General features: G+C 39.7%; 17 protein-coding genes. 13 read left to right on the forward strand and 4 right to left on the reverse strand.

Features of this window, described 5'->3' with window-relative positions:
- The first annotated feature begins 78 nt into the window (after positions 1-78).
- Both DFQ12_RS21875 and DFQ12_RS21880 read left to right on the forward strand, forming a co-directional pair.
- Positions 79-420, forward strand: a complete 342-nt coding sequence (locus DFQ12_RS21875; protein WP_120261196.1) for a phage holin family protein — start codon at positions 79-81, stop codon at positions 418-420.
- A gap of 193 nt (positions 421-613) precedes the next feature.
- Positions 614-2,509, forward strand: a complete 1,896-nt coding sequence (locus DFQ12_RS21880; RefSeq protein ID WP_120261197.1) for a heavy metal translocating P-type ATPase — start codon at positions 614-616, stop codon at positions 2,507-2,509.
- A gap of 129 nt (positions 2,510-2,638) precedes the next feature.
- On the opposite strand, the gene pgi is transcribed toward DFQ12_RS21880, so the two are convergent.
- Positions 2,639-4,288 carry a glucose-6-phosphate isomerase gene (pgi, locus tag DFQ12_RS21885; protein WP_120261198.1) on the reverse strand — a complete coding sequence of 550 codons (1,650 nt, stop codon included), beginning with the start codon at positions 4,286-4,288 and terminating at the stop codon, positions 2,639-2,641.
- A 286-nt stretch (positions 4,289-4,574) separates the two neighbouring features.
- On the opposite strand from pgi, the gene prfB reads away from it, so the two are divergent.
- The 8 genes from prfB to DFQ12_RS21925 all read left to right on the forward strand — a co-directional run bounded on the left by prfB (position 4,575) and on the right by DFQ12_RS21925 (position 18,744).
- Positions 4,575-5,658, forward strand: a protein-coding gene (gene prfB, locus DFQ12_RS21890; RefSeq protein ID WP_120261199.1) for a peptide chain release factor 2 whose coding sequence is annotated in 2 segments (ribosomal slippage) — positions 4,575-4,634 and positions 4,636-5,658 — 1,083 coding nt in all. Because the reading frame shifts where the segments join, the coding sequence is not laid out codon by codon here.
- A 412-nt stretch (positions 5,659-6,070) separates the two neighbouring features.
- Positions 6,071-7,516, forward strand: a complete 1,446-nt coding sequence (locus tag DFQ12_RS21895; protein ID WP_208642602.1) for a glycosyltransferase family 2 protein — start codon at positions 6,071-6,073, stop codon at positions 7,514-7,516.
- Between the two features lie 39 nt (positions 7,517-7,555).
- Positions 7,556-8,857: a nucleotide sugar dehydrogenase gene (locus tag DFQ12_RS21900; protein ID WP_120261201.1), complete on the forward strand. Its 1,302-nt coding sequence runs from the start codon at positions 7,556-7,558 to the stop codon at positions 8,855-8,857.
- Between the two features lie 223 nt (positions 8,858-9,080).
- Positions 9,081-9,617, forward strand: coding sequence for an RNA polymerase sigma factor (locus DFQ12_RS21905; protein ID WP_120261202.1), 537 nt, complete (start codon positions 9,081-9,083; stop codon positions 9,615-9,617).
- Positions 9,618-9,712: 95 nt separating this feature from the next.
- Complete coding sequence (locus tag DFQ12_RS21910; protein ID WP_120261203.1) at positions 9,713-10,825, forward strand: FecR family protein; 1,113 nt, start codon at positions 9,713-9,715, stop codon at positions 10,823-10,825.
- A gap of 238 nt (positions 10,826-11,063) precedes the next feature.
- A complete protein-coding gene (locus DFQ12_RS21915) occupies positions 11,064-14,489 on the forward strand; it encodes a TonB-dependent receptor (RefSeq protein ID WP_167457335.1) in 3,426 nt (1,141 codons plus the stop codon).
- A 16-nt stretch (positions 14,490-14,505) separates the two neighbouring features.
- Positions 14,506-16,299, forward strand: coding sequence for a RagB/SusD family nutrient uptake outer membrane protein (locus DFQ12_RS21920; protein WP_120261205.1), 1,794 nt, complete (start codon positions 14,506-14,508; stop codon positions 16,297-16,299).
- Between the two features lie 66 nt (positions 16,300-16,365).
- On the forward strand, positions 16,366-18,744 hold the full coding sequence (locus tag DFQ12_RS21925; RefSeq protein WP_120261206.1) for an outer membrane protein assembly factor BamB family protein: 2,379 nt from the start codon (positions 16,366-16,368) through the stop codon (positions 18,742-18,744).
- Positions 18,745-18,898: 154 nt separating this feature from the next.
- Here the strand turns inward: DFQ12_RS21925 and DFQ12_RS21930 are convergent, their stop codons facing one another.
- The 3 genes from DFQ12_RS21930 to DFQ12_RS21940 form a co-directional block, all read right to left on the reverse strand.
- Positions 18,899-20,341 carry a tagaturonate reductase gene (locus tag DFQ12_RS21930; RefSeq protein ID WP_120261207.1) on the reverse strand — a complete coding sequence of 481 codons (1,443 nt, stop codon included), beginning with the start codon at positions 20,339-20,341 and terminating at the stop codon, positions 18,899-18,901.
- Positions 20,342-20,594: 253 nt separating this feature from the next.
- Complete coding sequence (locus tag DFQ12_RS21935) at positions 20,595-21,611, reverse strand: zinc-binding alcohol dehydrogenase family protein (protein ID WP_120261208.1); 1,017 nt, start codon at positions 21,609-21,611, stop codon at positions 20,595-20,597.
- 31 nt (positions 21,612-21,642) lie between these two features.
- Positions 21,643-22,671 carry an aldo/keto reductase gene (locus DFQ12_RS21940; RefSeq protein ID WP_120261209.1) on the reverse strand — a complete coding sequence of 343 codons (1,029 nt, stop codon included), beginning with the start codon at positions 22,669-22,671 and terminating at the stop codon, positions 21,643-21,645.
- Positions 22,672-23,185: 514 nt separating this feature from the next.
- Between DFQ12_RS21940 and DFQ12_RS21945 the strand changes: the two genes are divergently transcribed.
- The 3 genes from DFQ12_RS21945 to DFQ12_RS21955 all read left to right on the forward strand — a co-directional run bounded on the left by DFQ12_RS21945 (position 23,186) and on the right by DFQ12_RS21955 (position 26,295).
- Positions 23,186-24,229 (forward strand): LacI family DNA-binding transcriptional regulator, encoded by a 1,044-nt coding sequence (locus DFQ12_RS21945; RefSeq protein WP_120261210.1) that lies wholly within the window; start codon positions 23,186-23,188, stop codon positions 24,227-24,229.
- Positions 24,230-24,432: 203 nt separating this feature from the next.
- Positions 24,433-24,618 (forward strand): alpha-L-fucosidase, encoded by a 186-nt coding sequence (locus tag DFQ12_RS21950; RefSeq protein WP_120261211.1) that lies wholly within the window; start codon positions 24,433-24,435, stop codon positions 24,616-24,618.
- Between the two features lie 12 nt (positions 24,619-24,630).
- A complete protein-coding gene (locus DFQ12_RS21955) occupies positions 24,631-26,295 on the forward strand; it encodes a glycoside hydrolase family protein (RefSeq protein WP_120261212.1) in 1,665 nt (554 codons plus the stop codon).
- The last annotated feature ends 116 nt before the right edge of the window (positions 26,296-26,411 follow it).

Here is a 26,411-nt window from a genome sequence, read left to right on the forward strand (position 1 = left end):
CATTAAATTTTGGCATTGCGTTTGCACGATAGTTTTTATATTATTACTTTATTCACTGTTTATAAATTAGCGCATATTATGAAATTTATTATTAGTCTTTTACTCACCGGGGTTGTTGTCGCAATCGCTTGCTGGATTATACCGGGTGCAAAAGTTGCTGGTTTTGGCTGGGCTATTGTCACAGGATTGGTTATCGGGTTTGTCAATGCTACTGTAGGTTCTATTTTGAGGCTGTTCACCTTTCCTTTGAACTGGCTAACACTGGGTTTGGTTTCCTTTATTATCACTGTTTTAATGGTCTTGCTTTCAGACTCACTCCTTGGAGACAAATTTAATGTGGATGGATTTTGGACTGCGGCCTTATTTGCCATTGTTGTCGCAATACTAGAAATGATCATCGGAAGTACTTCAAAAGACTAAAATTATATTTATTGAATATAAAAAGGCTGTTTTTCTATTTGAAGAACAGCCTTTTCTGTTTCAGCATGGTGAATGTCTTACTGATGGGACATCTATTTTGAAAGCCTCTTTATCTGCCATTTTTATTAAGCCTCCACTCGCTTTTTAAGCTTAAAATAGCTAAATTTATATTATTTAATAGACCCCTCGATATATGTGCGAACACAATCACGAGCATAGCCATACAGAAAAAGATACTCCTTGGTGGATTTCACAACGCAAACTCCTTATAGCTCTCATCATATTGATCACGCTGCTGATACTGAAGTATGCATTTAAGATCACACTTCCGTTTTACGCGTCTCTCCTTCTAAATGGCATTGCTTACCTATTGGCAGGTATTCCGGTTATCCAAATGGCTTTTCGAAAGGCAAAGCGCGGCGATTTCTTCAACGAGTTTTTTCTAATGAGCGTGGCAACCTTGGGTGCATTCGCAATACGGGAATTTGAGGAAGGCGTAGCTGTCATGGTATTTTATCAGATTGGCGAATGGTTTCAGGACACCGCAGTGGACAACGCAAAAAAATCCATTAAATCACTATTGGATATCCGTCCGGACAAAGTCACTGTCTTGCGAGATGGAAAACAAGTGGATATCAACCCTAAGACGGTTGAAATCGGTGAAATTATCCTCGTCAAAGCCGGCGAAAAAGTCGCTCTGGATGGCAGACTGATCAATGAACGGGCGGCATTCAATACCGCAGCGCTAACCGGAGAAAGCAAACCGGACACCAAATATAAGGGTGAGGCTGTCTTTGCAGGTATGATAAATCTAGAAACAGTTGCTGAAATCACTGTAGTCAGCTCGTTTCAGGACAGCAAATTGAGCAAGATATTGGAGATGGTGCAGGATGCAACAGCGCGCAAATCTAAAACACAGCTCTTTATCTCAAGGTTTGCAAAAATCTACGTCCCTATTATCTTTGCGCTGGCACTTCTGGTACTTATCGTCCCTATATTCCTTGTCAGTGACTATAGCTTTAGAGACTGGTTTTACCGCAGTTTGGTCTTTTTGGTGATCAGTTGTCCTTGTGCACTCGTGGTCTCGATCCCCTTGGGTTACTTCGGCGGAATAGGATTGGCCTCCAGAAACGGAATCTTGTTCAAGGGAGGCAATTTCCTGGATGCCATCACCACAGTTGATACTATTGTTATGGATAAAACAGGTACCCTCACTGAAGGTGTTTTTGAAGTAAAGGAGGTACACGCTGTCAACGGACAAGCGACAACATTACTGGATTATGCCAAGGCCATTGAATCAAATTCTACCCATCCTATCGCGAAAGCAATAGCTAGCTACCATCCGGGAGACAACTCATTCATTACTGAAGGGATTGAGGAAATCGCGGGCCATGGACTCAAAGCAACGATCAACAATAAGCTTGTCCTCGCTGGCAATAGTAAATTGCTGGACAAGTTCAACATTCGCTATCCGGAAGAAATAAAGCAAATTGTCTATTCCATTGTATTGATTGCCATAGCGGATCAATATGCGGGCTACATTACCGTTGCAGATCGAAATAAGCCTGATGCAAAAGAGGTCATTTCGGCGATGCGGGATCGAGGCTTATACACGGTCATGTTGTCTGGTGATAAAACAGCAGTAGTAGATGAGGTCGCGAGGGAACTTGGTGTTGACAAAGCTTACGGGGACCTTCTACCCGAAGATAAAGTAAGTCATGTGCAGAGACTGATCGACGAAGGACGCAATGTCGCTTTTGCAGGAGATGGCGTCAATGATGCCCCCGTGGTAGCTTTAGCTCAGGTAGGTATAGCAATGGGTGGATTAGGAGCAGATGCGACCATTGAAACGGCAGATGTCGTGATCCAGAATGATGAGTCACATAAAATTTTATCCGCAATAAAAATTGGTAAAATTACCCGCAATATTGTTTGGCAGAACGTCATCCTGGCAATGGGCATAAAGATTATTGTCTTGATCTTGGGTGCCGGGGGAGTTGCAACGCTCTGGGAAGCTGTTATCGCTGATGTTGGGGTAGCACTCTTGGCGATCCTAAATGCCATCCGTATACAAAGTAAAACTGTATAAACTAATTTGCTAGCAGAAGAAAACTGTGCAAAATCGGTAAAACATAAGCGGCTGACTTTTCCCAAAGTCAGCCGCTTATGTTATATAGTGGTATCAGTATTCCTGAATGCCATGTACTTTCCGGTCATCTTAATCACGCCAGGATTTATAAGTATTAATCAATCCATTGGTGGAAGAATCATGACTAGTGATGGGATTATTATCACTTAATTCTGGTAGAATCTTATTGGCCAACTGTTTCCCTAGTTCAACGCCCCATTGGTCAAAACTGTAGATATTCCAGATCACACCTTGCACAAAAATCTTGTGTTCATACAGGGCAATGAGTCTACCCAGTGTACGTGGCGTCATTTTTTTCAATAAAATAGAGTTTGTTGGTCGATTACCCTCAAATACTTTATACGTTTTCAATTCCGCCACCTCTTCATTGGATTTACCCGCTTTTTGTAATTCAGCAACAACCTCTTCCTCCGTTTTACCGTTCATTAGTGCCTCTGTCTGTGCAAAGAAATTAGACAATAAAAGCTGATGATGGTTGCCTATTGGATTAAGGCTGTTTGCTGGAGCAATAAAATCACATGGTATCAATTTCGTGCCCTGGTGGATCAATTGATAAAAGGCATGTTGTCCGTTTGTTCCAGGTTCACCCCAAATGATCGGCCCTGTCTGGTAGTCTACACGCTCGCCATTCCGGTCTATATATTTTCCGTTGCTCTCCATATCCCCCTGTTGGAAATAGGCTGCGAAACGGTGTAAGTATTGATCATAAGGAAGAATGGCGTGGCTTTCGGCTTCAAAGAAATTATTGTACCATATACCAAGCAAAGCCAATATCACCGGAATATTTTCTTCCAAGGCGCTGGTTCTGAAATGCTCATCAGCATCGTATGCACCTTTTAGGAGTTCCTCAAAATTATCAAAACCAATAGCTAGGCTAATGGACAGTCCGATTGCAGACCATAGGGAATAACGTCCGCCAACCCAATCCCAAAATTCAAACATATTTTGTGGGTCTATTCCGAAAGCCTTTACTGCCTCCGTATTGGTGCTCAACGCCGCAAAGTGTTTAGCAACATCCTGCTCACTTGCTCCCTTACTTAGAAACCAATCCTTAGCGGTATGCGCATTGGCCATCGTCTCCTGTGTTGTGAAGGTTTTGGACGCAATCAGGAACAAGGTTGTTTCGGGGTTTACTCCCTTTAGCGTTTCAGCGATATGTGTACCATCTACATTAGAGACAAAGTGTACATTCAGCCTGGTCTTGTAAGCTTTTAAGGCTTCAGTAACCATTACTGGTCCCAAATCAGAACCACCAATACCGATATTAACAACATCCGTGATCTCCTTGCCTGTATAGCCTTTCCATTCACCGGAGAGAATCTGCTCTGTGAACGTTTTCACATGTGCCAACACGCTTTTAACAGCAGGCATCACATCCTTTCCATCGACAAAAACAGGTTGATCGGATTGATTTCTCAATGCCGTGTGCAAAACGGGTCTGTTTTCGGTCACATTGATCCGCTCACCCGCAAACATAGCCGTGATTGCTTCGGAGAGCTGGCATTCTTTTGCTAACTGGATCAACAGTGCCATTGTCTCTTCGTTTACGCGATTTTTGGAATAATCTAAAAGAATATCCTCGAAAAGGATCGAAAACTTCTCAAATCGCTGTGGGTCTGCCACGAAAAGCTCACGGAGGTCCTGCTGATTGATATCAATATAATGATCTACCAAATATTGGTAGGCTTTGGTTGTTGTAAAATTAATTTTTGGAAACATACTGTTTTTGTTGAAATTATTTGTTTTAAACCACTAATAAGAACCTTCCGTATTTTTTCATTACACCTTGCACAGATCGCAAAATGAAGGTTTATGCTGTTGATGATATCAAAACTAAAAAAAAAAGGTCAAATATTAGTATTGAGTGGAGAGTATTGCAGAATTAGAGGCCAGCAGTACAAGTCTATGGCTTATAATATTATTCTTAATATAACAGGCTACAGTCTTAATAACATATTGAATTTAAGAACGGATTTATTGATTAAAAATATCTACATTAGCAGATATGACAAAAGAACAAATTCAAGACTTGAGGGATCGTGTTACTTCCCTGAGGAGGCATCTTTGACATCGATGTCCGTAAAGAAGAAATAGAAAGAGATCAAGCCATTACAATGGAAGCAACCTTTTGGGATGACTCCAAAGCGGCAGAGAAAATACTGTTGGCCATCAAAAACCAGAAAGTATGGACAGATCATTTTGATGAAGTTGCTTCAGCGGTTGAAGACACCTATGTAATGTACGAGTTTTTTCAATCTGGAGACGCAACTGACAAAGAACTGGACGACCAGTATAAACTTGCATTGGAACAGGTCGAAGAACTGGAGTTCAAAAATATGCTCAGTGCAGAGGAGGATCAGCTGGATGCGATCTTACAGATCACCGCGGGAGCTGGTGGTACTGAGAGCTGTGACTGGGCGGCCATGTTGATGCGGATGTATATCATGTGGGGGGAGAAAAATGGGTATAAAGTCACCGAACAGGATTCTCAGGAAGGGGATGTTGCCGGAATTAAAAGTGTAACTCTTCAACTATCTGGAGACTTTGCATATGGATACCTTAAAGGTGAAAACGGAGTACATCGACTGGTTCGTATATCGCCGTTTGACTCCAATGCAAAACGACATACCTCCTTTGCCTCGGTTTATGTATACCCCCTGATTGATGATAATATCGAAATAGACGTCAAAGATTCAGAAATCGAATGGGATACCTTCCGTTCTGGAGGTGCTGGTGGTCAAAATGTAAACAAAGTAGAAACAGCTGTACGACTCCACCATAAGCCCACAGGCATTATTATCAAAAATCAGGAAACGAGATCGCAATTGCAAAATAAGGAAAATGCGTTACGCCTATTGAAATCACAATTGTATGAGATTGAAATGCGCAAACGACAAGAAGCCTCCGCTGCGATCGAAGGAAATAAAAAGAAAATCGAATGGGGATCCCAAATTCGTAACTATGTTCTACATCCTTATAAATTGATTAAGGATTTACGCACAAATTACGAGACATCAAATACACAAGCGGTATTGGATGGAGACCTCAATGATTTCTTAAAAAATTATTTGATGGAATTTGGCGGTTAATCTATCGCGAAAAATCTGCAAAATCAAAAGGGGTATCAGCAAGGCTTGATATCCCTTTTTTCACATAAAGTCACTGCCTTCTTTCCGACACAGTTTGTCACTTAAACTGTCAAATTCTCTCAAAAAATATCCCAAAAACGTTAAAAAACCTTAAATGTCTACTGCTCATCTAGGTTTGCTATTTTTTGATTATACAAGCGCCAATATAGTAATAAAACACTGTAATTCAACAACTTAAAAACAATAAAAGTGTATCAAGAACGTTACAAAAGAGTCGTTCGCTCAATTTTTGGCACAAAATAAAGGCATGTATTTTGCGTTTATGGATTCGTAATATTTTCATTACAAAAGACTCCTCGTTTGAGTCAGCAAAGAAAGTAAAGAAGAATGTATATCTAAAAATAGAATGGCTATGAATTACATGAAAGAAAACTCAATCGTATCAAAGCAGATGGCTAAACAATGGGAACCTGCAATGTACGACGTAAATGAAGAACAGCAGCAATCCGAGACCAAGGTAGAGAAAGTCGAAGAAAGCAATTTTGGACCAAAGGAATACGGTATTTTTGGAGCGACCTTTTTCGTACTATTTGCATCGGTCTTCGGTGTATATATGCTCCAACCAGATTTTGATGCATTACGTTTCCAACGTTTAGATAGTATAGGTGGAACCTTTTTAGTAGGCTTAGGAATATTTTTGGCCACTATCGCGATCAGCTTTTTAATCTTTTTAATTGTACTTCATCGTAAATACAAGCCGATTGCATCTGTTTCAGATGAAGAACTTCCAACCTGTACAATTATAGTTCCGGCTTATAATGAAGGACAATTGGTTTACGATACACTCCATAGCTTGGCAAGTAGTGATTATCCCGATAAAAAACTTCAGATTATCGCCATTGATGATGGAAGTAAGGATAATACTTTCGCTTGGATACAACGTGCCAAAATGGAGCTGGGCGATCGCATAGAGATCTACCAACAACCTAAAAATATGGGTAAACGTCATGCGTTATACCGCGGTTTTAAATTAGGTACTGGTGAAGTATTTATTACAGTAGATAGTGACTCTGTGGTCAACAAGGATACGATCCGTAATATGGCCAGCCCATTTGTAACCAATCAGGAATGTGGTGCTGTAGCGGGTAATGTGCGTGTATTGAATAATAAAAAGGCTATTATACCACGTATGTTAAATGTGAGTTTCGTCTTTAGTTTTGAATTTGTACGTTCGGCTCAAAGCATGCTAGGTACTGTAATGTGTACGCCAGGGGCATTATCTGGATATCGCAGAGAAGCTGTGATGAACTGTCTTGAAGACTGGATTCACCAAACGTTTATGGGACAACCTTCCGACATTGGAGAAGATCGTGCCATGACCAATATGATTTTGAAGCAAGGATATCATGTATTGTTCCAGTCTAACGCATTTGTATATACGGATACTCCTGTACGTTATAAAAATTTATATAAAATGTTTATCCGTTGGGAACGAAGCAATGTGCGTGAAAACATTATGATGAGTCAATTTGCCTTTAAGAACTTTCGCAAAGGACCGAAGTGGGGTGCGCGTATCTTATTGCTTATGCAATGGCAAAAAGTGTTGCTCTCCTACCCTATGCTATTATTGATGCTATGGACAGTATTCCATTATCCATTGATGTTCTTAAGCTCAACGTTGGTAGGTATTCTTATATTTTCAAGTATCCAGGCATATTTCTTTGCCTCTAAAAATGCAAATGCGAAAGAAGCATTCTGGGCATATAGCTACAGTATATTTTATGCCTTTAGTTTATTTTGGATCACTCCTTATGCCATTGCTACTGCTGGACGTAGTGGTTGGTTGACGAGAGGTTAATTTCGACGTAAAGAACGTATCTTTACTTTAAATATAAATATGACAGACTTTCAGATAAAAAAAATTGCCATCATTGGACAGGGATATGTGGGATTGCCTTTAGCGATAGCTTTCTCTGATTTCTTTCCAGTGATTGGCTTCGATATCAACAAAACACGTATTGACGAACTTAAAGCCGGCATAGACCGTACATTGGAAACTCCTGCAGATGAGCTTATGCGTGCAAGGAGTCTATTTACGAAATCGGAACAGCGCAAAGGCTATGATGCAAGTGCAGCCGTTCAAGATATCGCAGATGCCAATGTCTATATTGTAACTGTTCCAACGCCTATAGATCGTTATAATTCGCCAGACCTATCGCCACTTTTGGCTGCCTCTAAAATGATCGGTGAGCTCCTAAAAGTTGGTGACCTGGTAATTTATGAATCCACGGTCTATCCCGGGTGTACCGAAGAAGAATGTGTTCCGGTTTTGGAAAAAAACTCAGGTTTGAAATTTAATCAGGACTTCTTTGTTGGATACTCACCAGAACGCATAAATCCCGGAGATAAAGTTAATTCACTGCAAAAAGTGATGAAAGTAACCTCCGGAAGTACTGCTGCAGCGGGACTTGTTGTGGATGGACTTTATAAACAAATTATCCATGCGGGGACACATCTTGCTCCTTCAATCAAAGTGGCCGAAGCGGCGAAAGTTATTGAAAATGCACAACGTGATGTCAATATATCGTTTATGAACGAACTCGCTTTGATCTTTGACCGCGTTGGTATAGATACGCAGGATGTGCTCGATGCCGCTGGAACAAAGTATAACTTTCTCCGTTTCAAACCCGGTTTAGTTGGTGGACACTGTATTTCAGTAGACCCCTATTATCTTGCTCAAAAGGCAACACAGTTAGGCTATCATCCTCATGTTATCCTATCCGGTAGGGAGGTTAATGATCAAGTAGCTTCTTTCATCGCTTCCAAGGTCGTCAAACTGATGATACAGAAGAACATCAAATTCGATGGTGCCAAAGCTTTAGTATTGGGCGTAACCTTTAAGGAAAACTGTCCAGATATTCGTAATAGTAAAGTCGTTGACATGATTCAAGATCTCAAAGAATTTGGTTTGGAGGTCGATATCTATGACCCTTGGGTAAACCCCGATGAATTAAAAAAACATTTTGGCCTTAACCTATTAACAACTCTTCCGCAGTCCGGCAATTATGACAGTATTATTCTTGCTGTAGGTCATCGAGAGTTCTTACATCTGGATCTCAAAAATTTGAAAAAGAATCCTTCCGTTGTATTTGATATCAAAGGAATATTAGATCGAAAATTAGTGGACGCGCGCTTGTAGGGTCGTGTTTTTTTTTGATTATTTTCTGGTAACATTCTTTTAAACCATCAGTTTTCTTAGTATTTATTGAGAAAACTGATGGTTTTTGTTATAAATGGAGATTATGCAATCGTTTGCTTAAAAAAACATCATCAAATCTTTTGTTTTTAATATTAACTTAACACCACAATTATAAATTTGACCTCATTAAACTAAGGGATATTTAGCACAAATTGCGGTACTTATGAAACAGTTAGACGACACCGAGCTATTCATCAGAATTCAAGCGGATGACCGTTATGCTTTTTCTGAATTAGTCAATCGCTATTCAGATATACTTTTCCGTTTTATTCAGCGCCGTGTTTCCTGTACTGAGGACAGTGAAGACATTTTGCAGGAAATATTTGTCTCACTATGGCACCAACGTCTTAACATCACAATAGAATACTCGTTATACCCTTATCTATTTAAAACGGCTAAGTATAAAATTATCGACTGGACAATAAACGAACAAAAGAAAATTGTCCGTGCCGAAAAACTACTGGCAAGCTTTCAAAGGGCGTCCCCGACATCCGAAGATGAACTTCTGGCAAAAGAATTAGCGGTATTGATCGACACCGAAATAGAAAAAATGCCCACAACAATGAAATCGGCATTTTCACTTAGCAGAAAGGAATCCATGTCCATCAAAGATATTGCTTCGGAACTCGCCATATCCGAACAAACCGTGAAAAACAATATTTCGTTAGCCCTGGGTTGGCTAAAGCTTCGTTTCAAATAACGAATAAAAAAATATACGCCTAGTTTACAACCACTTAAACTATTTTCATAATTTTCTTCGGTACTTTTATTCTCCTTCTCCGATTATAGGTCTGTATGAAGGAACAAGAATCGTCAGATCAAGCTAAAGCTTTGCTCAAAAAGTATCTGGAAGGCCAGTGTACCCCAGAGGAAGAACAACAAGTTCTTCACTGGTTTTATGCACAGGATCAACCCGAGGAGGAGCAATTAAAGGAACACCAAACAGGATTAGCATCACGTATCAATACGAAGCTAGAGGAACAGCTATTTAGTGAATCTACTCCTACCGTCCGACGACTAACTTGGTTTCGCTCCAAATGGATGGTGGCAGCGATGCTTGTAGCCGTTTCGGGCTGTAGCCTTTGGATGTACAACAGATTTTCTTCGTCTGATCAAAAGCCGCTGGAACTGGCTGCAGAAGTACCTTCACAGGACCAGACCTTTCACAATGATATCCTTCCTGGAGGGCATTATGCCAAAATCATAACCCCAAAAGGAGAGGAGAAACAACTAGCAGATCCATTTGTACAGCGACTTGAGCAATCATCCGATCAACAAGGAAAGAATTTTCTTGTTGATGTTCCAAAAGCGGGTTCTTATATGATTATTCTTGAAGACGGAACAAAAGTATGGTTGAATGCTTCTACAAAATTATCCTACCCCACACATTTCGAACCCAATCAACGTCAAGTTGCTTTAACAGGGGAGGCCTATTTTGAAGTAGCAAAAGATGCTAACAGACCTTTCCGGATCAATGCCAACGGTACCACAATTGAAGTCCTTGGAACAACTTTTAATGTCAATGCCTATCACGATGAGGTTTCTACATCTTTAGTGGAAGGCAGCGTGAAAGTCCTTAAAGAAGGCAACCAAATTATTATCAAGCCAGGCCAACAGGCAACAACATCGCTAACAAACGATATCAAAGTTACAGCAACTGACCTGACAAAAAATACAGCTTGGCAACGGGATGAATTTTATTTCGATGGCAACAATTTCAAAGATATCTCTCTTCAGATCGCCCGATGGTATGATGTTGAGTTTGAAAATATGGAGACAATCGGAGCAAATTCAACTTACAAAGGCTCCATCAGCAGAAATAGTAGACTTTCAGAAGTATTGCAGATCTTGGCTCTTGCCACGGGACGCAAATTTGATATTATCGGACGAAAGGTTATAATACAATGAGACTAATTACCCAAATATTAAACGGCCTATGGTATAGACATCAACTTTAGCGCCTTGTGGTTAACAAAAAAGGGGATGTTGACGCATCCCCTGTTAAATTCAAGGCTTATTTTACTGATTACCAACAGAAATTTTAAAACCTTAAAAATCATTCTAATTTATGAATTTTTTTTCTCCAATGAAAAGGCAGGAGAAAGATCGGGAATTCCGTATCCCTCCGGCCTTTAAAACTTTATGTATGATAAAGTTAAGCACTCTTTCTTTGCTTTCCCTCGCACTTGGAGCCCATGCGTCGGGAACAGCACAAACCGTCAACATCTCCCTAAAAAAGGTAAAGGTAGAACGTGTATTGCAAGAAATCTCAAAACAAACCGATCTCCGCTTTTTCTATGATGAAAAGCTATTGGATAATCTTGCCCCAATAAGCGTCAATGCTGACCATGCTTCGATAACACAGGTACTTTCCAAAGCATTAAATGGCCAAAACCTGACTTATCAAATTCTGAACAATACGATCGTGATCTCTGAGAAGCAAAGGACTGATATTGAGGTAACCGGTACTGTAAGGGATTCACAATCAGCATTAGCCGGTGTTACGGTATCTGTACAAGGAAACGCTACCCTGTCCACAAAAACCGATGCCAATGGAGAGTTTAAACTTCGTGTACCCGAAAAGGCCGTGTTGCTTTTTCAATATCTGGGCTATACAACTGAACGGGTACAAATCGGCAACCAACGTATTTTGAATGTTACTTTAACAGCCAGCGATTCTCAATTGGATGAGGTTGTTGTTGTGGGTTACGGTACACAACGGAAAGTGAATCTCACCGGAGCCGTTGATATGATATCCTCAAAACAACTAGAAAGCCGTCCGATCGCAAATCTTGGAGCCGGATTACAGGGGTTAATTCCCAACTTGAATATCACAAGTTCTAATGGACGTGCAACCACCAATCCCTCATTTAATGTCCGTGGTTTTACAAGTTTAAATGGTGGAGAACCACTAATATTGGTGGATAATATTCCTTATTCGACAGATGAGGTTGCTCGAATCAATCCAAATGACGTAGAGAATGTATCTGTATTAAAAGATGCTGCCTCTGCGGCTATCTATGGTGCTCGTGGTGGTTTTGGCGTTGTATTAATCACTACCAAAAAAGCGAAGAGCGACAAATTAGATATCTCATTCAGCAGCAATGTTGGCTATCGGACTTTAGGAAAGTTACCTAAATTTATTACAGACCCTTATCAGGTCATGGATATCAAGAACGAAGCAGGCAAGCCATTGTATAACCTTTATCCAGAATCTGCCCGTGAATATGCAAAAAAACGTTCGCTAGATCCGTCGTTACCCGCTGTGACCTTATCCGATAATGGTCAAGATTGGGTGTATACAGGTACAACAGATTGGTTAAAAGAAGCCTATAACAATACAGCTCCAACTTACAACGCTAATCTGAGTATCGCTAAGAAATCTGATAAAATCAGCTATTACCTTTCCAGTGATTATTATAAGCAAGATGGTCTTTTAAAATACGGAAATGATATTTACAAACGGTATAACGTCAGGGGAAAAGTTGATCTTGATGTAACCAGTTGGCTGCAAATTTCCAACAATACACTTTTAACCAGTACCAATTATGAAGCACCGGTATTTCTAGACGGAGACTTCTTCTGGAACGTTAACCGAACAAATTCTTTAGATGTACCTTTTAACCCTGATGGCACTTGGACAAGAGCCGGTGCTCAGGTACTCGGCGCATTACAAGAAGGAGGAAGAAAGGATGATCGCATTAATGAATTTATAACGACATTTGCGGCCAAAGCTTCATTAATCAAAGGAGTTTGGGACTTAAATGCAGATGCAACAATCCGACGGACTTCTGGCCTGACGCGTTCTTACGATGTCCCATCCATGTACAAAACGGGTCCGCAAGCGATCTTAACACCGACATTTTCGAATACCTATGCAAGAAATGACAATTCAACGACCCGGTATAATGTCTATAATATCTATACCGACTTTCATAAAGAATTCGGAGACCATTATTTGCAGGCAATGGTCGGTTATAACCAAGAATATAATTACAACAATACAAGCTGGATCAAAGCGCTAAGCCTAATCTCTTCGTCTGTTCCCTCTATCGGAACCGCGACTGGAGATATCTCCAAAGATGAGCGCATTAAAGACTGGGCAGTGCAAGGTATATTCTCCCGCGTTAGCTATAATTATAAAGAAAAATACCTAGCAGAGTTCAATGGTCGTTTTGATGGGTCATCTCGTTTTCCGGCAGGTAATCGCTGGGGCTTCTTTCCTTCTATTTCCGCAGGATGGGCCGTTTCAAAAGAGAACTTTTTTGAGCCCATAAAAAATGCGCTGGCCATGGATTTTCTAAAGATCAGAGGGTCTTATGGCTCTTTGGGTAATCAGTTATTCAATTACAATTCTGATTATCCTTACCGTGATACTTATCCATACATTCCCATTATGACCAACAAACAAACGGATTATATCTTGGGTAACGGAAAACCACAAGCTGTATATAGTCCCAATGCTGTTTCAGACACCTTTACTTGGGAAACAATACAAACGGTCAATGCGGGTATTGATATGAATTTCTTCAACAGCAAGTTGGGAGTTAATTTTGACAAATATACACGTTATACCAAAGACATGCTGGTCCCAGGAAAAGTATTGCCAGGTCCATTTGGCACAGTCGTTCCGGTAGAAAATGCAGGTGATTTAAAAACCAAAGGTTGGGAATTGCGTCTGACTTGGCGCGATAGCAAAGAATTAGGCGGTTCACCTTTCTGGTATAATATTGCGCTCACATTAGCTGATAACAGATCCTGGATAACACGATTCGACAACCCAAGCAAATCTCTGGGTAACAACTGGATAAACAATTACGTCGGGCAAGAAATCGGAGAAATATGGGGAGCTGATATCACTGGATTTTTCAAAAGCGATGCTGATGTAGCTGACCATCCGAATCAATCTGCTATGGGAACCGACGATCAATCCTATAAATTCTATGCTGGGGATCCGATCTTTGCAGACCGTAATGGGGACGGCAAAGTAGATATGGGTAAGAAAACTGTAGATGATCCAGGAGACATGCATATCATCGGCAACAATAGCTCTAGACTACCCTATAGTATTGACCTTTCTACAGGATGGAAAGGGTTTGATTTCCGCGTATTCTTACAGGGTATCGGAAAACGCGATTGGTACCCGGGTGGATCCAACATCTATTTCTGGGGCGTGTATGCGCAACCTTGGACTAACCCTACAGCACAAAATGCCGATCATTGGACGCCGACAAACCAGGATGCTTATTTCCCGGCAGTACGCGCTTATTCTGCAGAGGACAACTACCAGCAACTCGGTATACCTAATAAACGCTATATGCAAAATGGGGCTTATATGCGAGTAAAAAATTTTACACTCGGTTATACGTTGCCTGCATCCGTACTACAACGCATCAAATTGCATAAGGTACGTTTCTTCTTTAGTGCAGAAAACGTCTTCGAGATTTCACACCTCAAGGTAAAATTGGATCCAGAATCCTTGGGCGGTCTATACCCATCATCAGCGAATCGGGTACAGGCAGCTTATCCTTTTCAAAGGACATTTACTTTCGGTCTGAACATGAATCTTTAATTCTAAAACTCAAAAAATGAAACGTATCAATTATATCGCTTTAGCATCGCTGGTATTCCTAGGAGTATCCTGTAAAAAAGACTACCTTGATCGAACTTCCGGTTCTGCTATCACCAAAGAGGTCTTTTTTAATACTCCCGGAGATCTAGCGACATACACAAATGGTCTTTACAAACAAATGCGGGCTGAATATACAGACTTATATTCGGATAATATTGCCTTGAGCAACAACGATCAAAATGCGGAGGTCAGAACACTCCTAGCGGGCACGCTTTCTCCTGCAACCGTCAAGGGCTGGGATAAGGATGCATGGGCACCATTGCGTGATGTCAATTATATGCTTAATAATGTCGGAAAAGTAAGCGGAGACCCTGCTGTCATTAAGCATTATATAGGAATTGCACGTTTATTCCGTGCGAACTTCTACTATAAGATGGTAAAAAAATATGGCGACGTACCCTGGTACTCTCAAGTATTAGGAACCTCCTCCGAAGATCTATATAAAGCAAAAGACCCGCGTACCGCGGTGGTCGACTCCCTTATGAAAGATCTAGAATTTGCAGCGGCAAACGTACTACCAGCAAGGACAGACAATTCTTATATAACAAAATGGAGCGCATTGACACTATTGTCACGAATCGCACTTCATGAAGGAACTTTCCGTAAATACCACACAGAATTAAATTTACAAAATACCGCAGCGACATTTTTGGAAAGAGCTGCATCTGCCTCTCAGGAAATCATAAATAACGGCGGTTTTGTAATTTCAGGAAATAACGCGGCGGACTATCGAGCGCTCTTTTCTAGCAATAACTTATCGACCAATAAAGAGATCATCTTTATCCAAAAGAATAGTCGCGATCTAGGCGTTGCAAATAATACGCATACAGTGTTAGATTGGCAATGGGCGCTAAGTGCTAGCTTGGCCAACGAATTTTTAATGAAAGATGGTACCCCATTTACTTCTGAAGCAAATTATGGCAAGAAAAATTTCACAGAGATTTTCCAGAATCGCGACCCACGCCTTGCGGAGACAGTAATGCCTCCAGGATTTAGTAATAATGCCGCAGGCACGCCTTACATCACTCGTCCCGACTTTGGAGGCTTACTTCAAATTAAGTTCTACCCTCGCGATCCTGCATTGCGTGGTGGCTGGGACCTTAATTATACAGATCTACCAGTTATGCGTTATGCTGAAGTATTATTGATCAACGCCGAAGCAAAAGCTGAATTAGCAAAATTGACCCAAGCTGATATTGATGCTACAGTAAATAAGATTCGTAGTCGTGTAGGTATGCCTGCTTTAAACCTTGCCGCTGCCAATGCGACACCAGATACATATCTCGCAAACCAATACCCAGCAGTCTCTGGTGTCAATAAAGGTGTACTTTTAGAAATTCGCCGAGAACGTCGTGTTGAACTCGCCTGTGAAGGATTCCGTTTTGATGATCTTTATCGTTGGAAAGCCGGAGCTTTACTTGCACAGGCTCCAGGAGGAATGTATATTCCTGCGTTAGGTGGAATAGATGTAACCGGAGATGGGGTCGCTGATATTGCCATCCTTAAAAAAGGGGATGAATCGCCAATAGCAAACCTTCCCGCAGCAGTAAAGGAGAAAATTGTGAAATTTTATGTGAATGAAGGAACATTCTTTCTTGAAAACGAAACCTCAGGGAAGGTTATGTTTTTGGATGATAAAGCACCACAACGCCCAAGAAGCTTCAATGAAGCGAAATATTATTACTTTCCGATACCCATCGAACAAACTGTATTGAACCCAAAATTAGAACAACCAATGGGCTGGAAATAACGGTTTGATTTTAACCATATAGAGCCAGCTCTCCTTTCGAAGCAGCTGGCTCTACTTTATAAAACTATGATAAAATTAACTCAACTAATCACATGCCTTCTACTTCTGATCTCGCCCCTATTTGCACAGCAACGGACAGGACGGGTTTTTGAAGATCAGAATGCAAACAACCAGTTCGAACAGAACGAAAAACAACTTGCCGGAATTGTTGTCTCTGACGGTTATGATGTTGTAAAAACGGACAACACAGGAACATATACCTTACCTCACAATCCAAGCGCGCGCTTTTTGTTTGTTACCATCCCTAGTGGATATAAGGCGACTAAAACACACTATATTCCGCTTCTTGCCGAGCAGAAAAATTTGGATTTTGCCTTAACCAAAGACGCCGTACAACAAACTGATTTTTTGCGTTTCATCCAAATTACGGATACTGAAACGCCTCTTTATGGTCCATGGATAGATAACGTCAGAAATTATGCGCAACAGCAAAAGGCGAGCTTGATTATGCATACCGGTGATATCTGTTATGAACCAGGCATGCTTTTTCATGCCAAGCAAGTAAACTCCGAACTGATGGGCAGACCTACATATTATACAGTGGGCAACCATGATCTCGTAAAGGGAGAATATGGAGAAAAACTATTTGAAGACCTCTTTGGTCCGACCTATTACTCGTTTGATGCTGGTCCTGCCCATTTTGTCGTGACACCAATGCCAAATGGAGATTATAAACCAAGTTACACAGCCGACCAGATCATCGCCTGGCTTAAGAAAGACCTTGCAACAATGGACAGATCAAAACCCTTGATCTTTATCAATCATGACTTCTTCGCTGGTCCAGACTTTATCCTGGAAGGTGAGAAAGAGCAAATTGACTTGATGCAATTTAATCTGAAAGCTTGGTTTTATGGCCATTGGCACAACAATTTTGTCTTTAAACAAAAGGGAGTCTATGTTGTCTGTTCAAACGCTCCCAATAAAGGAGGAATTGATAACTCGACAGCGCAGTTTGTCGTGGTCGATATCGACAAACAAGGAATCAAAGATATTAAACCTATTTATACCAATCTACGTGACCATATCCAACTGGTACATCCGACCGCTGACCAGCAAATAAATACGCTAGAAACTCTTCCAATCTTGGTCAGTGCTTATGACAGTGAGCGAAAAATACAAAAGGTAGCCGTGGAAATCTCTGCCCACGAAACCGGTAAACGTCTAGCCAATGTTCAGCTGTCTCCTTCTGGCGATTGGTTATGGCAAGCAAAAGTGCCATTCGGAAAACAAAAAGGACAATATGATGCACTCATTACTATTCATTATGAAAATGGTGAACAAGCCTTAAAAAGGCAGTCTTTTAATTTGGCTGGCCATGCAGAAAGCACTATGAAACTGCAATGGTCTGCTGCTGTAAACGGAAATATCTGGAAAACCAGTCCGCTGATTGTTGGAGATAAACTTTTCGTTGCGACGATGGACGATGGTATTGGGATTAATCATTCCATTATAGCACTAGATAAACGCACGGGCAAAACGCTGTGGTCATTGCCAACAATCAATTCCATCAAACATAAGCTGCGCTACAGCGACGGAATATTGCTCGCAACTGATGTCGAAACAAATGTATATGCCATCGATGCAAACACAGGCAAAATCCTGTGGACAAAAAAACCATCCAATCCAAGTCTTCCTACATTCGTATCTGGTCCAGCACTTGACAACGGAATTTATTATGCAGGTCTGGGCAAACGTATGTCAGCAATTGACATCCATACCGGAAAAGTGCTTTGGGAAGGTGTCGATCCATCGGGCGGCGAAGCGACTCCAGCAGAGCTATCGGTCGTAGATCAAACCTTATTGGCAGGATACAATTGGAATGCTTTATGTGCGTATGATATCCAAACGGGAAAGCTACTTTGGAAACGTCAAGAAGATGGACTACGTTTTAGAAGCGGCGGCGTTACAGCAAAAGACGGTTATCTGTATACAACGGGGCTCAATGGTATATTTAAGCTAAACTTAAAGACTGGCGAAATCGCGCAAAAAAGTATCAAAACTGATGATTTCAAAGTCATGGCCTCGCCCAAAATTGTTGAGGACCTATTGGTCATGCCGACATCCACAAACGGAATAAAAGCATACGACCCTCAGACTTTAGAAGAGAAATGGCATTTTTCCACTGGCGAGGCACTGGTATACACTTCCCCTTACAGTAGTCCTGACCAACATAAATTGGTTGGAACCGTAGAGTCATCGGTAACTGAAGTCCAAGGGAAGCTGTTTTTCGGTGCTTCGGATGGTTACGTCTATATGCTCAACAAACAAGGGAAGCTACTCTCCAAATTTAATCTGGGTGCTCCTATTTTTTCAGAAATCACAGTAGATGGCGATTTTATTTATATCGCTGATTTCGCAGGAAATGTTTCCTGTTTTAAATTCTAATAGACAATAGCATCTGCAAGACTCCCGAATCTGGGAAATGCCTAAATTCGGGAGTCTTGTTTATTTGTCAATTAAAAGACTACCTGAAATATCAATGAAAAATTAATCAAGTAATCTGTAATCTATCCTAGATTAAAAGACACTTTTGGTTAGTCTATAAAAAATAATTTATGGTTGCCAATATACCTTGCCGCTCTATATGAGTAACTATTGTATGAACTATTGAAGTGAGACCTGGATAATTATGAAGTGGTTTATCCCATATCTTAGGATCGGATAATATCCTTGTTGTTAAATTGGAATACTCCCGGTGTCTTGATATTATTAAGCTTGCGTCATCTTGAAATGAAGGTTCTGTTGTGGCTTGATTGCATATGACAAGTATGTATGCAGCTAGGCCAATAGCAATACCAATCGGTGGTTCAGATTGTTTACTATACCATTGTTCAATTAAAGGACACACGCGCATGTTAAGTTTGGCCGTATACTGAAATGCGATGGACTGCCATTTGTGTAATAAAAATGGGTTCTTAAAACGATCAATAACTGCCTCACCAAATGGTTGAATAAGCTCATGACTGATCCCTGATTGCTCAACTATTGGACTTATCTCTTTAAAAAGTAAATATTGAATATAACGGTCTAAGATCTCATTATTAAAGAAGTCCTTAACAAATTCTGTATTGGACAAGAGCGCAATACCACAACATAAGATATGCGGCGCATTAAGGAGACGCAGTTTCAATTCTCGATATTGCGCAATGCTGGGAACTATCTTCACAGTGCTATCAACCAATGCAAAACTCAAAATATTCTTAACATCCTGATTATCTGATTCAATAGCCCATAATTTATACGGTTCGGCCATAATTGCAAGTTGATCAGTATAGGAAAGTACCTCTTCAGAGACCTTACCGGGAACAATACGATCTACCAGCGAGTTGCAAAAGTAATTGGCCTTGTCAATCCAATCAATAAAATCTTTGCTTAATTTTTGCTGTTCCGCCATCCAGACGATGTTACGCTTAAGTACTTTAGCATTATCTGAAACTAACTCCGTAGGAATGATGACAAGACCTTTAGAGTTATCGCCATTAAAATGGGAAAATCGATGATATAAATAAGCTGTTACCTTTGCCGTAAAGCTTCCCGGGGGGCTGTCATCAATAGCTCCTCCCAATTCCAACAGTCCAGCTTCAGTTGTATTTGAAATCAGAATGCTTATCAAAGGAGAAGTCGCTGTTGTAAGTATCTCTTCCCACGAATCATGGGCAGACAACACCCTGGAGATTGAAGCATTAATACATTTCAATTCTTTAATTTTTCCTTTCTCCAGCCCCCTCGTAATCAAAGTATAGAGCCCATTCTGATTGTCAAATGCAGTTGTATTTCCAGTGCGTGTTGATTTGACAACAACTATACGGCCATTAAATATTCCTTTTTGATTGGCCTGATGGATATAATCATCAGGCAGGCCACGTAAGAGTGCTCCTGTTCCAAATTGGATGACCCGTTCCGGCATAGTAAATATTGACTCCTTGGGAACTTCAATTTCCTGATTGTCAATACCCGCTAAATGTTGTTTATCTAAATTCATCACGCTATTTCTTTAATACCAAAAGCTTTTGTTTTCTTTTTACCTATACTTAGTTCTCACCAAAATGGTTATTATTCAAATTGTACACGCTATTTTGAATGTCATGATTGCGTATAGCTATCACTCTGTTTTCATAAACTACTTTTTACTTTGATCATACTGATAGTCCCTTTGGGTTTTCAAGGTTTTTAATAGAATATATTAATTTATATTATGCGGTATTTTATGGGGACTAAATTATGATTAACTTATATCAACGAATGGATATCATCGCTTTTATTACCGATGATGATGGGTCGAGCCAACTTTTAAACTTAGTTTTTACTTCATCAAAAAATACCCTGTGTGTAATATAATATTCGGGGTTGATCAATCGCTTTTTCATACAGTTTATGACATGATCAAAATCTTCTATAGTTGCATTTCGACTGCTCATGAGGGTCCCTTCGCGTTTATGGAATTCCGGATGACTCACAATCAATTCACCTTTTTGTAAGCCAACCAATACATATCTGCCACCATGTGCCATGTAATAAAAAGAATTGTTAATCGCTTTTTGGTTGCCGGTAGCATCTATCACCAGTGTAGGCATATCACCAGCAGTAATTTCAGCTAATCTATCGGCTACATTTTCATTGTTTGCATTTATGATGTGTCTTAGATTTAATTTTTCACTACAGAAATTTAAACGATTGTTGTTGACATCTAACGCAATTACTTGAGCGCCAGCAATTCTGGCGAGTTCAATAATACCAAGTCCTATTGGACCCGCTCCGACTACAAGGACAAACTCACCCGGCTTTATCTGGGCTCTACGAAGGCTATGGGCGCCTATAGCCAAAGGCTCTATCAAAGCCAGTTCATCAAAACTTAAGCCACATCCCTTTACCAACAAACGTGCAGGAATCTGTATAAACTCCGCCATTCCTCCATCAGTATGCACTCCGCAGACTTTTATATTTATGCAACAATTAGGTTTTTTACTTAAGCAGGCAATGCAGTTTTCACAATTGATGTAAGGGATAAATGTCACAGGCTCCCCCACTTCAAAGTTTTGATTACCGCCAGTATCGATCAGTTCACCAGAAATCTCGTGCCCCAAAATGCGGGGATAAGTAAAAAAGGGTTGCGTTCCTTCAAATGCATGTAAATCGGTGCCGCAAACCCCGATGCGATGGATTTTTATAATCGCAAAATCAGCTTTGGCTTTTGGCATTGTGCCTTCTTTGTATGCTAGTTTTTGTGGTCCTGTACAAATTAAAGTTTTCATAATTTATTTTTTTTTGACACTTATTCATATACTAAAAGCCAAACGTCATATTTAAACCTTCCTCGCTAATCAAATTTTCCTGATATAGATGATGCCAAAAACTTTTAGGTATGTAGGTATGGATCAAACCAATGTTCTGTTCAATATGCTCGAGAGAACTCGCGCTTAAAGCGATACTACTTATTCCCGAAGCAGCTATCCCAAATTTTGCACACACTGCTGCTGGAGTAAGATTGTAAGATGCACATGCTTTAAAAAAACGCTCGCGCCAAAGGTGTAACCTTTTGCCCGCCGGTGTTTTTTGATCGACATACCTGTAATTGTAGTGGCTTCCACCAATTAAAAAACCAGCATTAAAAACTGCTGAGTTAATCACATGGACCCCCTGAAACTTCATTCTTTTGATGAAACCGAGTAAATCTTTTGGGTGACTGTGTACTGTCATGCTATTCGCAATCATTATCCAATCGGGTTGAATATCCCGGCAAATCCTTGCTATAACTTGCCAGTTCTTTGCGCCAACACCAACAGAATTTACTTTGCCTGCAGCTTTTAGTTCCTTCAATGCCACATAGGCATTCATAATATCCTGATATCTTTGGCTGTCTCCTTTAGCGTCCATTGCTAGGTATTCATCAGGATCATGTACAGATACAGAGTTAGCCTGATAGCTTTGCAATAGCATATTGCCCTGTTCATAACATTCTAAAATGCCATCATAGCTGATTTTCTGAACCGCATCATATTTTAATTCTTTCCAAACACCATTTTCGAACGTTGGTTCAGTGCCGATAAGTTCTGTTCTTAGCCAGCCAAGTTTGTTACTGATAGATACTGCCGATGATTCAATTTTAAGATCTCTCAGACACTTTCCAAGGCATTCTAGCGCCAAACCAGCCCCATACTTGCCAGCAGTATCAAAAAAAACGGGTTCATCAGGATTGCTACCTTTGATATATGCTGATACAATCGCACACTTAATCTCGTATGGGAGTGCAACGTAGAGATTTCCTAGACAACTAGTCCCTAATATCACCTTTGGTAAATTTAACGCTGTCATCGTAATTTCACACTATAGCACAATATTGGCGGACAAATAAAAGATTTTGAAATATTCATTTATAATTTAGTCTTTATAAGATTCAATAATTTTTGAAAACTAGTGCTATTTCATTTGCCCCTGACACAGCCCGTACGCAGTTATATCCATATTTTGTATTATTCTGGAACCTATGATAGCTGTCTTAACAATATTCAACGTAAAAGAGTTCTTTAAAAATGATATCAAAAAGCTCAGGTGATACGCAATTGCGCATACGAAAAGAATGCAAACTACCACACCAGGAGGCTTATTTGATTTTGTTGTCATTTTAGCGGTTTAATCTTGCAAACAAACATTAATTGCATTTATGCGCAATAGTAAGTACACTTTCTCAATGTATTTATTATCATTTGCTGTTAATATTCAGTTATTCTGATCAAAAATAAATGTTTGAAATCGATTTCCAAATAAATACATACTTATTTTTTTTATATGACTGAAAATTGGATACCTTGTGTCAAATTTGATAATAATGAGTAAAAAAAGAGTAACAATATATGATATAGCAACAGAACTGGGTATCACAGCTTCTTATGTATCCCGAGCTCTAAATAACTACCCATCTGTTAATAAGGATATTGTCGAAATGGTGAGGAAAAAAGCAGCAGAACTCAATTACAAACACAATTCTTCAGCTGCTAATCTAAGACAAGGCTCTTCTAAGACTATTGGTGTTATAGTGCCTCATATTAATCAAAGTTTTTTCTCAGATGCCATCGCTGGTATTGAAGAAGTATGTTTTGAGCATAATCATAGCCTAATTATCTGCCAATCGCATGAATCCTTTAAAAAAGAGGGCTTGGCAATTGAAACATTGATTCGACAAAATGTAGACTGCATCTTTATTTCAATTAGTTTAGAAACACAGTCCCCAAAATATCTCGAAGAAATTATTCATCATGACATTGGTCTAATCCAGTTTGATAGATCTATCGAATATAATCAAGGATCGGAGTGTACAAAAGGATATAGTGTCACCAACAACAATACACAGGACTCCTACAGCGCTGTTAAACAACTACTTAAAGAAGGGTATAGTCGCATTGCTTTTTTGGGTGGCCCTGATCACATCTCAATCTACCAGGACCGCAAGCAAGGTTATTGTAATGCAATAAGAGATAATGGATTAGTTTTAATAGATGATCTCGTTGTTTCTGATGTACTTGATGAGGAAAACGCTTTCAAGACAGCCGTCAAACTACTTTCGACGACCGAACCGCCCGATGCTTTTTTTGTTACCTCTGATCATCAATCTTTAGGTGTATTGCAGGCTGCAAAACAATTAGGGATTTCTGTACCGGACCAGTTAGGAATTATTGGTTATGCAAACGAATTTTTTACCGCACTGACCACGCCCAGCTTATCCTCTATAGATCAACATAGTAAATCGCTGGGTAGGCATACTGCTAATCTATATTTTAATTCTTTTTTGAAAAATGGAGGGAATAAGGGCAGAGGAGAAAGATTAATCATTCAAAGTGAACTTATTGTCCGAAATAGTTCCAAAAGAAAGTAAAGCTGTTCTAAAAAAGTAATTTTTAATTGAGCTTTCAAAAATTCACTATGGATTCAATAATATAAATTTGGAAATCGATTTCCAAATTTATATTATTGTATAATCAAACAAAAAATTGACGCTTTTGACGATTTGCTAATCACTCCTCTCTTCGCTAGAGATTGATTGGAAATAAAAAATATCTTTCTAACCATATTTAAATTATGAATTATTTATTATTCCTTTTGTTATTGATTTGTTTAACAACTCCGGCAAAAGCACAACAATCTTATCAGGCTAATTGGGAATCTTTGAAAAAAAATCAGACACCAGAATGGTTTAAAGATGCTAAGTTTGACATTTTCATTCACTGGGGAGTATATTCGATGTCGGCTTTTACCAATACTTAATATAAACGGATAATGAAAAAACTATTATACCTATTGTTGGTTGTCATAACTACCAGTGAAGTTAATGCACAAATAATTGATAGACCACGTCCCTCAAACTGGAGCCAATTAGTAAAAGGAGCCGCTTTTAAAGATCGATTTTTACCCATGCCCAAAGGGAAACTAAGTGATGATAGCTGGGGCGGAAAAAATATACTGCCACGATATGTGGATAACGGAATTGAAGACCGCCAAAGGTCTTATTGGTGTGCTGATATTATTTCAGGCAAGGATGATTTGTATCACATGTACGTTGCCGGTTGGCGTGAGAGTGCCCCGAAAGGCCATCACGAATGGCCAAAATCTATTATTTATCATGCTGTCAGTAAAAGTTCTTTTGGCCCCTTCAAAATTAAAGATACCATTGGCTATGGACATAATGTAGATGCCTTTAGACTAAAGGATGGGAGATTAGTATTGTACGCTATTGATAAAAATTATATAGCCAATAATGAAAATGGACCATGGGTTGAAGGAAAGTTTAAATTCGACGAAAGAGATCGGCCAATTATAGAAGGACTTTCCAATCTTACCTTTGCGCAGCGAGAGGATGGATCTTATCTCATGATATGTCGTGGCGGTGGTAGTTGGATAAGTAAAACTGGTATATCAACTTATAATCAGATCTCAAACAAAAGGGCTTACCCAGATATAGAAGGAGAGTTTGAAGATCCTGTAATATGGAAGGATAATATTCAGTACAATTTAATTGTAAATGATTGGCTAGGTCGCATTGCTTACTATCTTCGTTCAAAAGATGGAATTAACTGGGTTACAGAAGCTGGTGAAGCCTACATCCCTGGTATTTCCTTTCACGAAGATGGGTATGTAGAAAACTGGTTTAAATATGAAAGAATGCGGGTTTTTCAAGATAAACATGGAAGAGCCATCCAAGCGAATTTTGCTGTAGTTGACATCGAAAAAGATAAAGATTTGGCCAATGACAACCATAGCTCCAAGGCCATTGTAATTCCTTTGAACCCCGGTGTCTTGATTACAATGATCAATCAAAGTTTCCCAGATCCAAAAACAAAAAGCATAAAAATTAAGATAAAAGCAGAAGATGGTTTTGACCCACAAACTGAAATAGATGTTAATTCGCTTCGTTTTGGATCATCTACGGCAGTAAATTTCGGTAGAGGTGCCAGCGTAACTGAGACAAAAAAATCTGGAAAAGACTTGATTTTGACCTTCAACATAAACGGCCTTGAGTTAGAAAAGGATGATTTTGCCCCAAAGTTGCTTGGTAAATACCGTTCTGGCAAAATACTTTTTGGCTATACCCGAGTACCCTGGGTTAACTATAATGACGCCATTTTAAGTGCGAGAAGACCAATTTTTGAAACCACTACACAACAAACTGTAGCAAAAATAACAATAGAGAACTTTGGATTAATCGCATCAAAGTCAAGTAAAGTACAATTGTATGCCACTATTGATGGGCAGAAAAAGCTGCTGGCAGAAGACTATATTCCAGCCGTAGGAAAATATAAAAGTATTGTAAAATCGCTTAAAACTAGTCAATTGTTCGAAAAAGAGAAAAGTTATGATTTTTCGGTGCAAATCACTGAACACAAAAATAAATCAACATTTGATTTTAAAGCTACTCCAAATGACATATTAAGACAGTTAGAATAACCTACATATTTATAATAAATTACGCAGATGATTATATGGATGATTTATTGCTATTGAGACAGAAAATGCAACACAAATTGTAGCTGTTATCAGCTGCTGTCAGACACTTAAATTTA

It is taken from the genome of Sphingobacterium detergens (genome assembly GCF_003610355.1).
Classification (GTDB): Bacteria; Bacteroidota; Bacteroidia; order Sphingobacteriales; family Sphingobacteriaceae; genus Sphingobacterium; species Sphingobacterium detergens.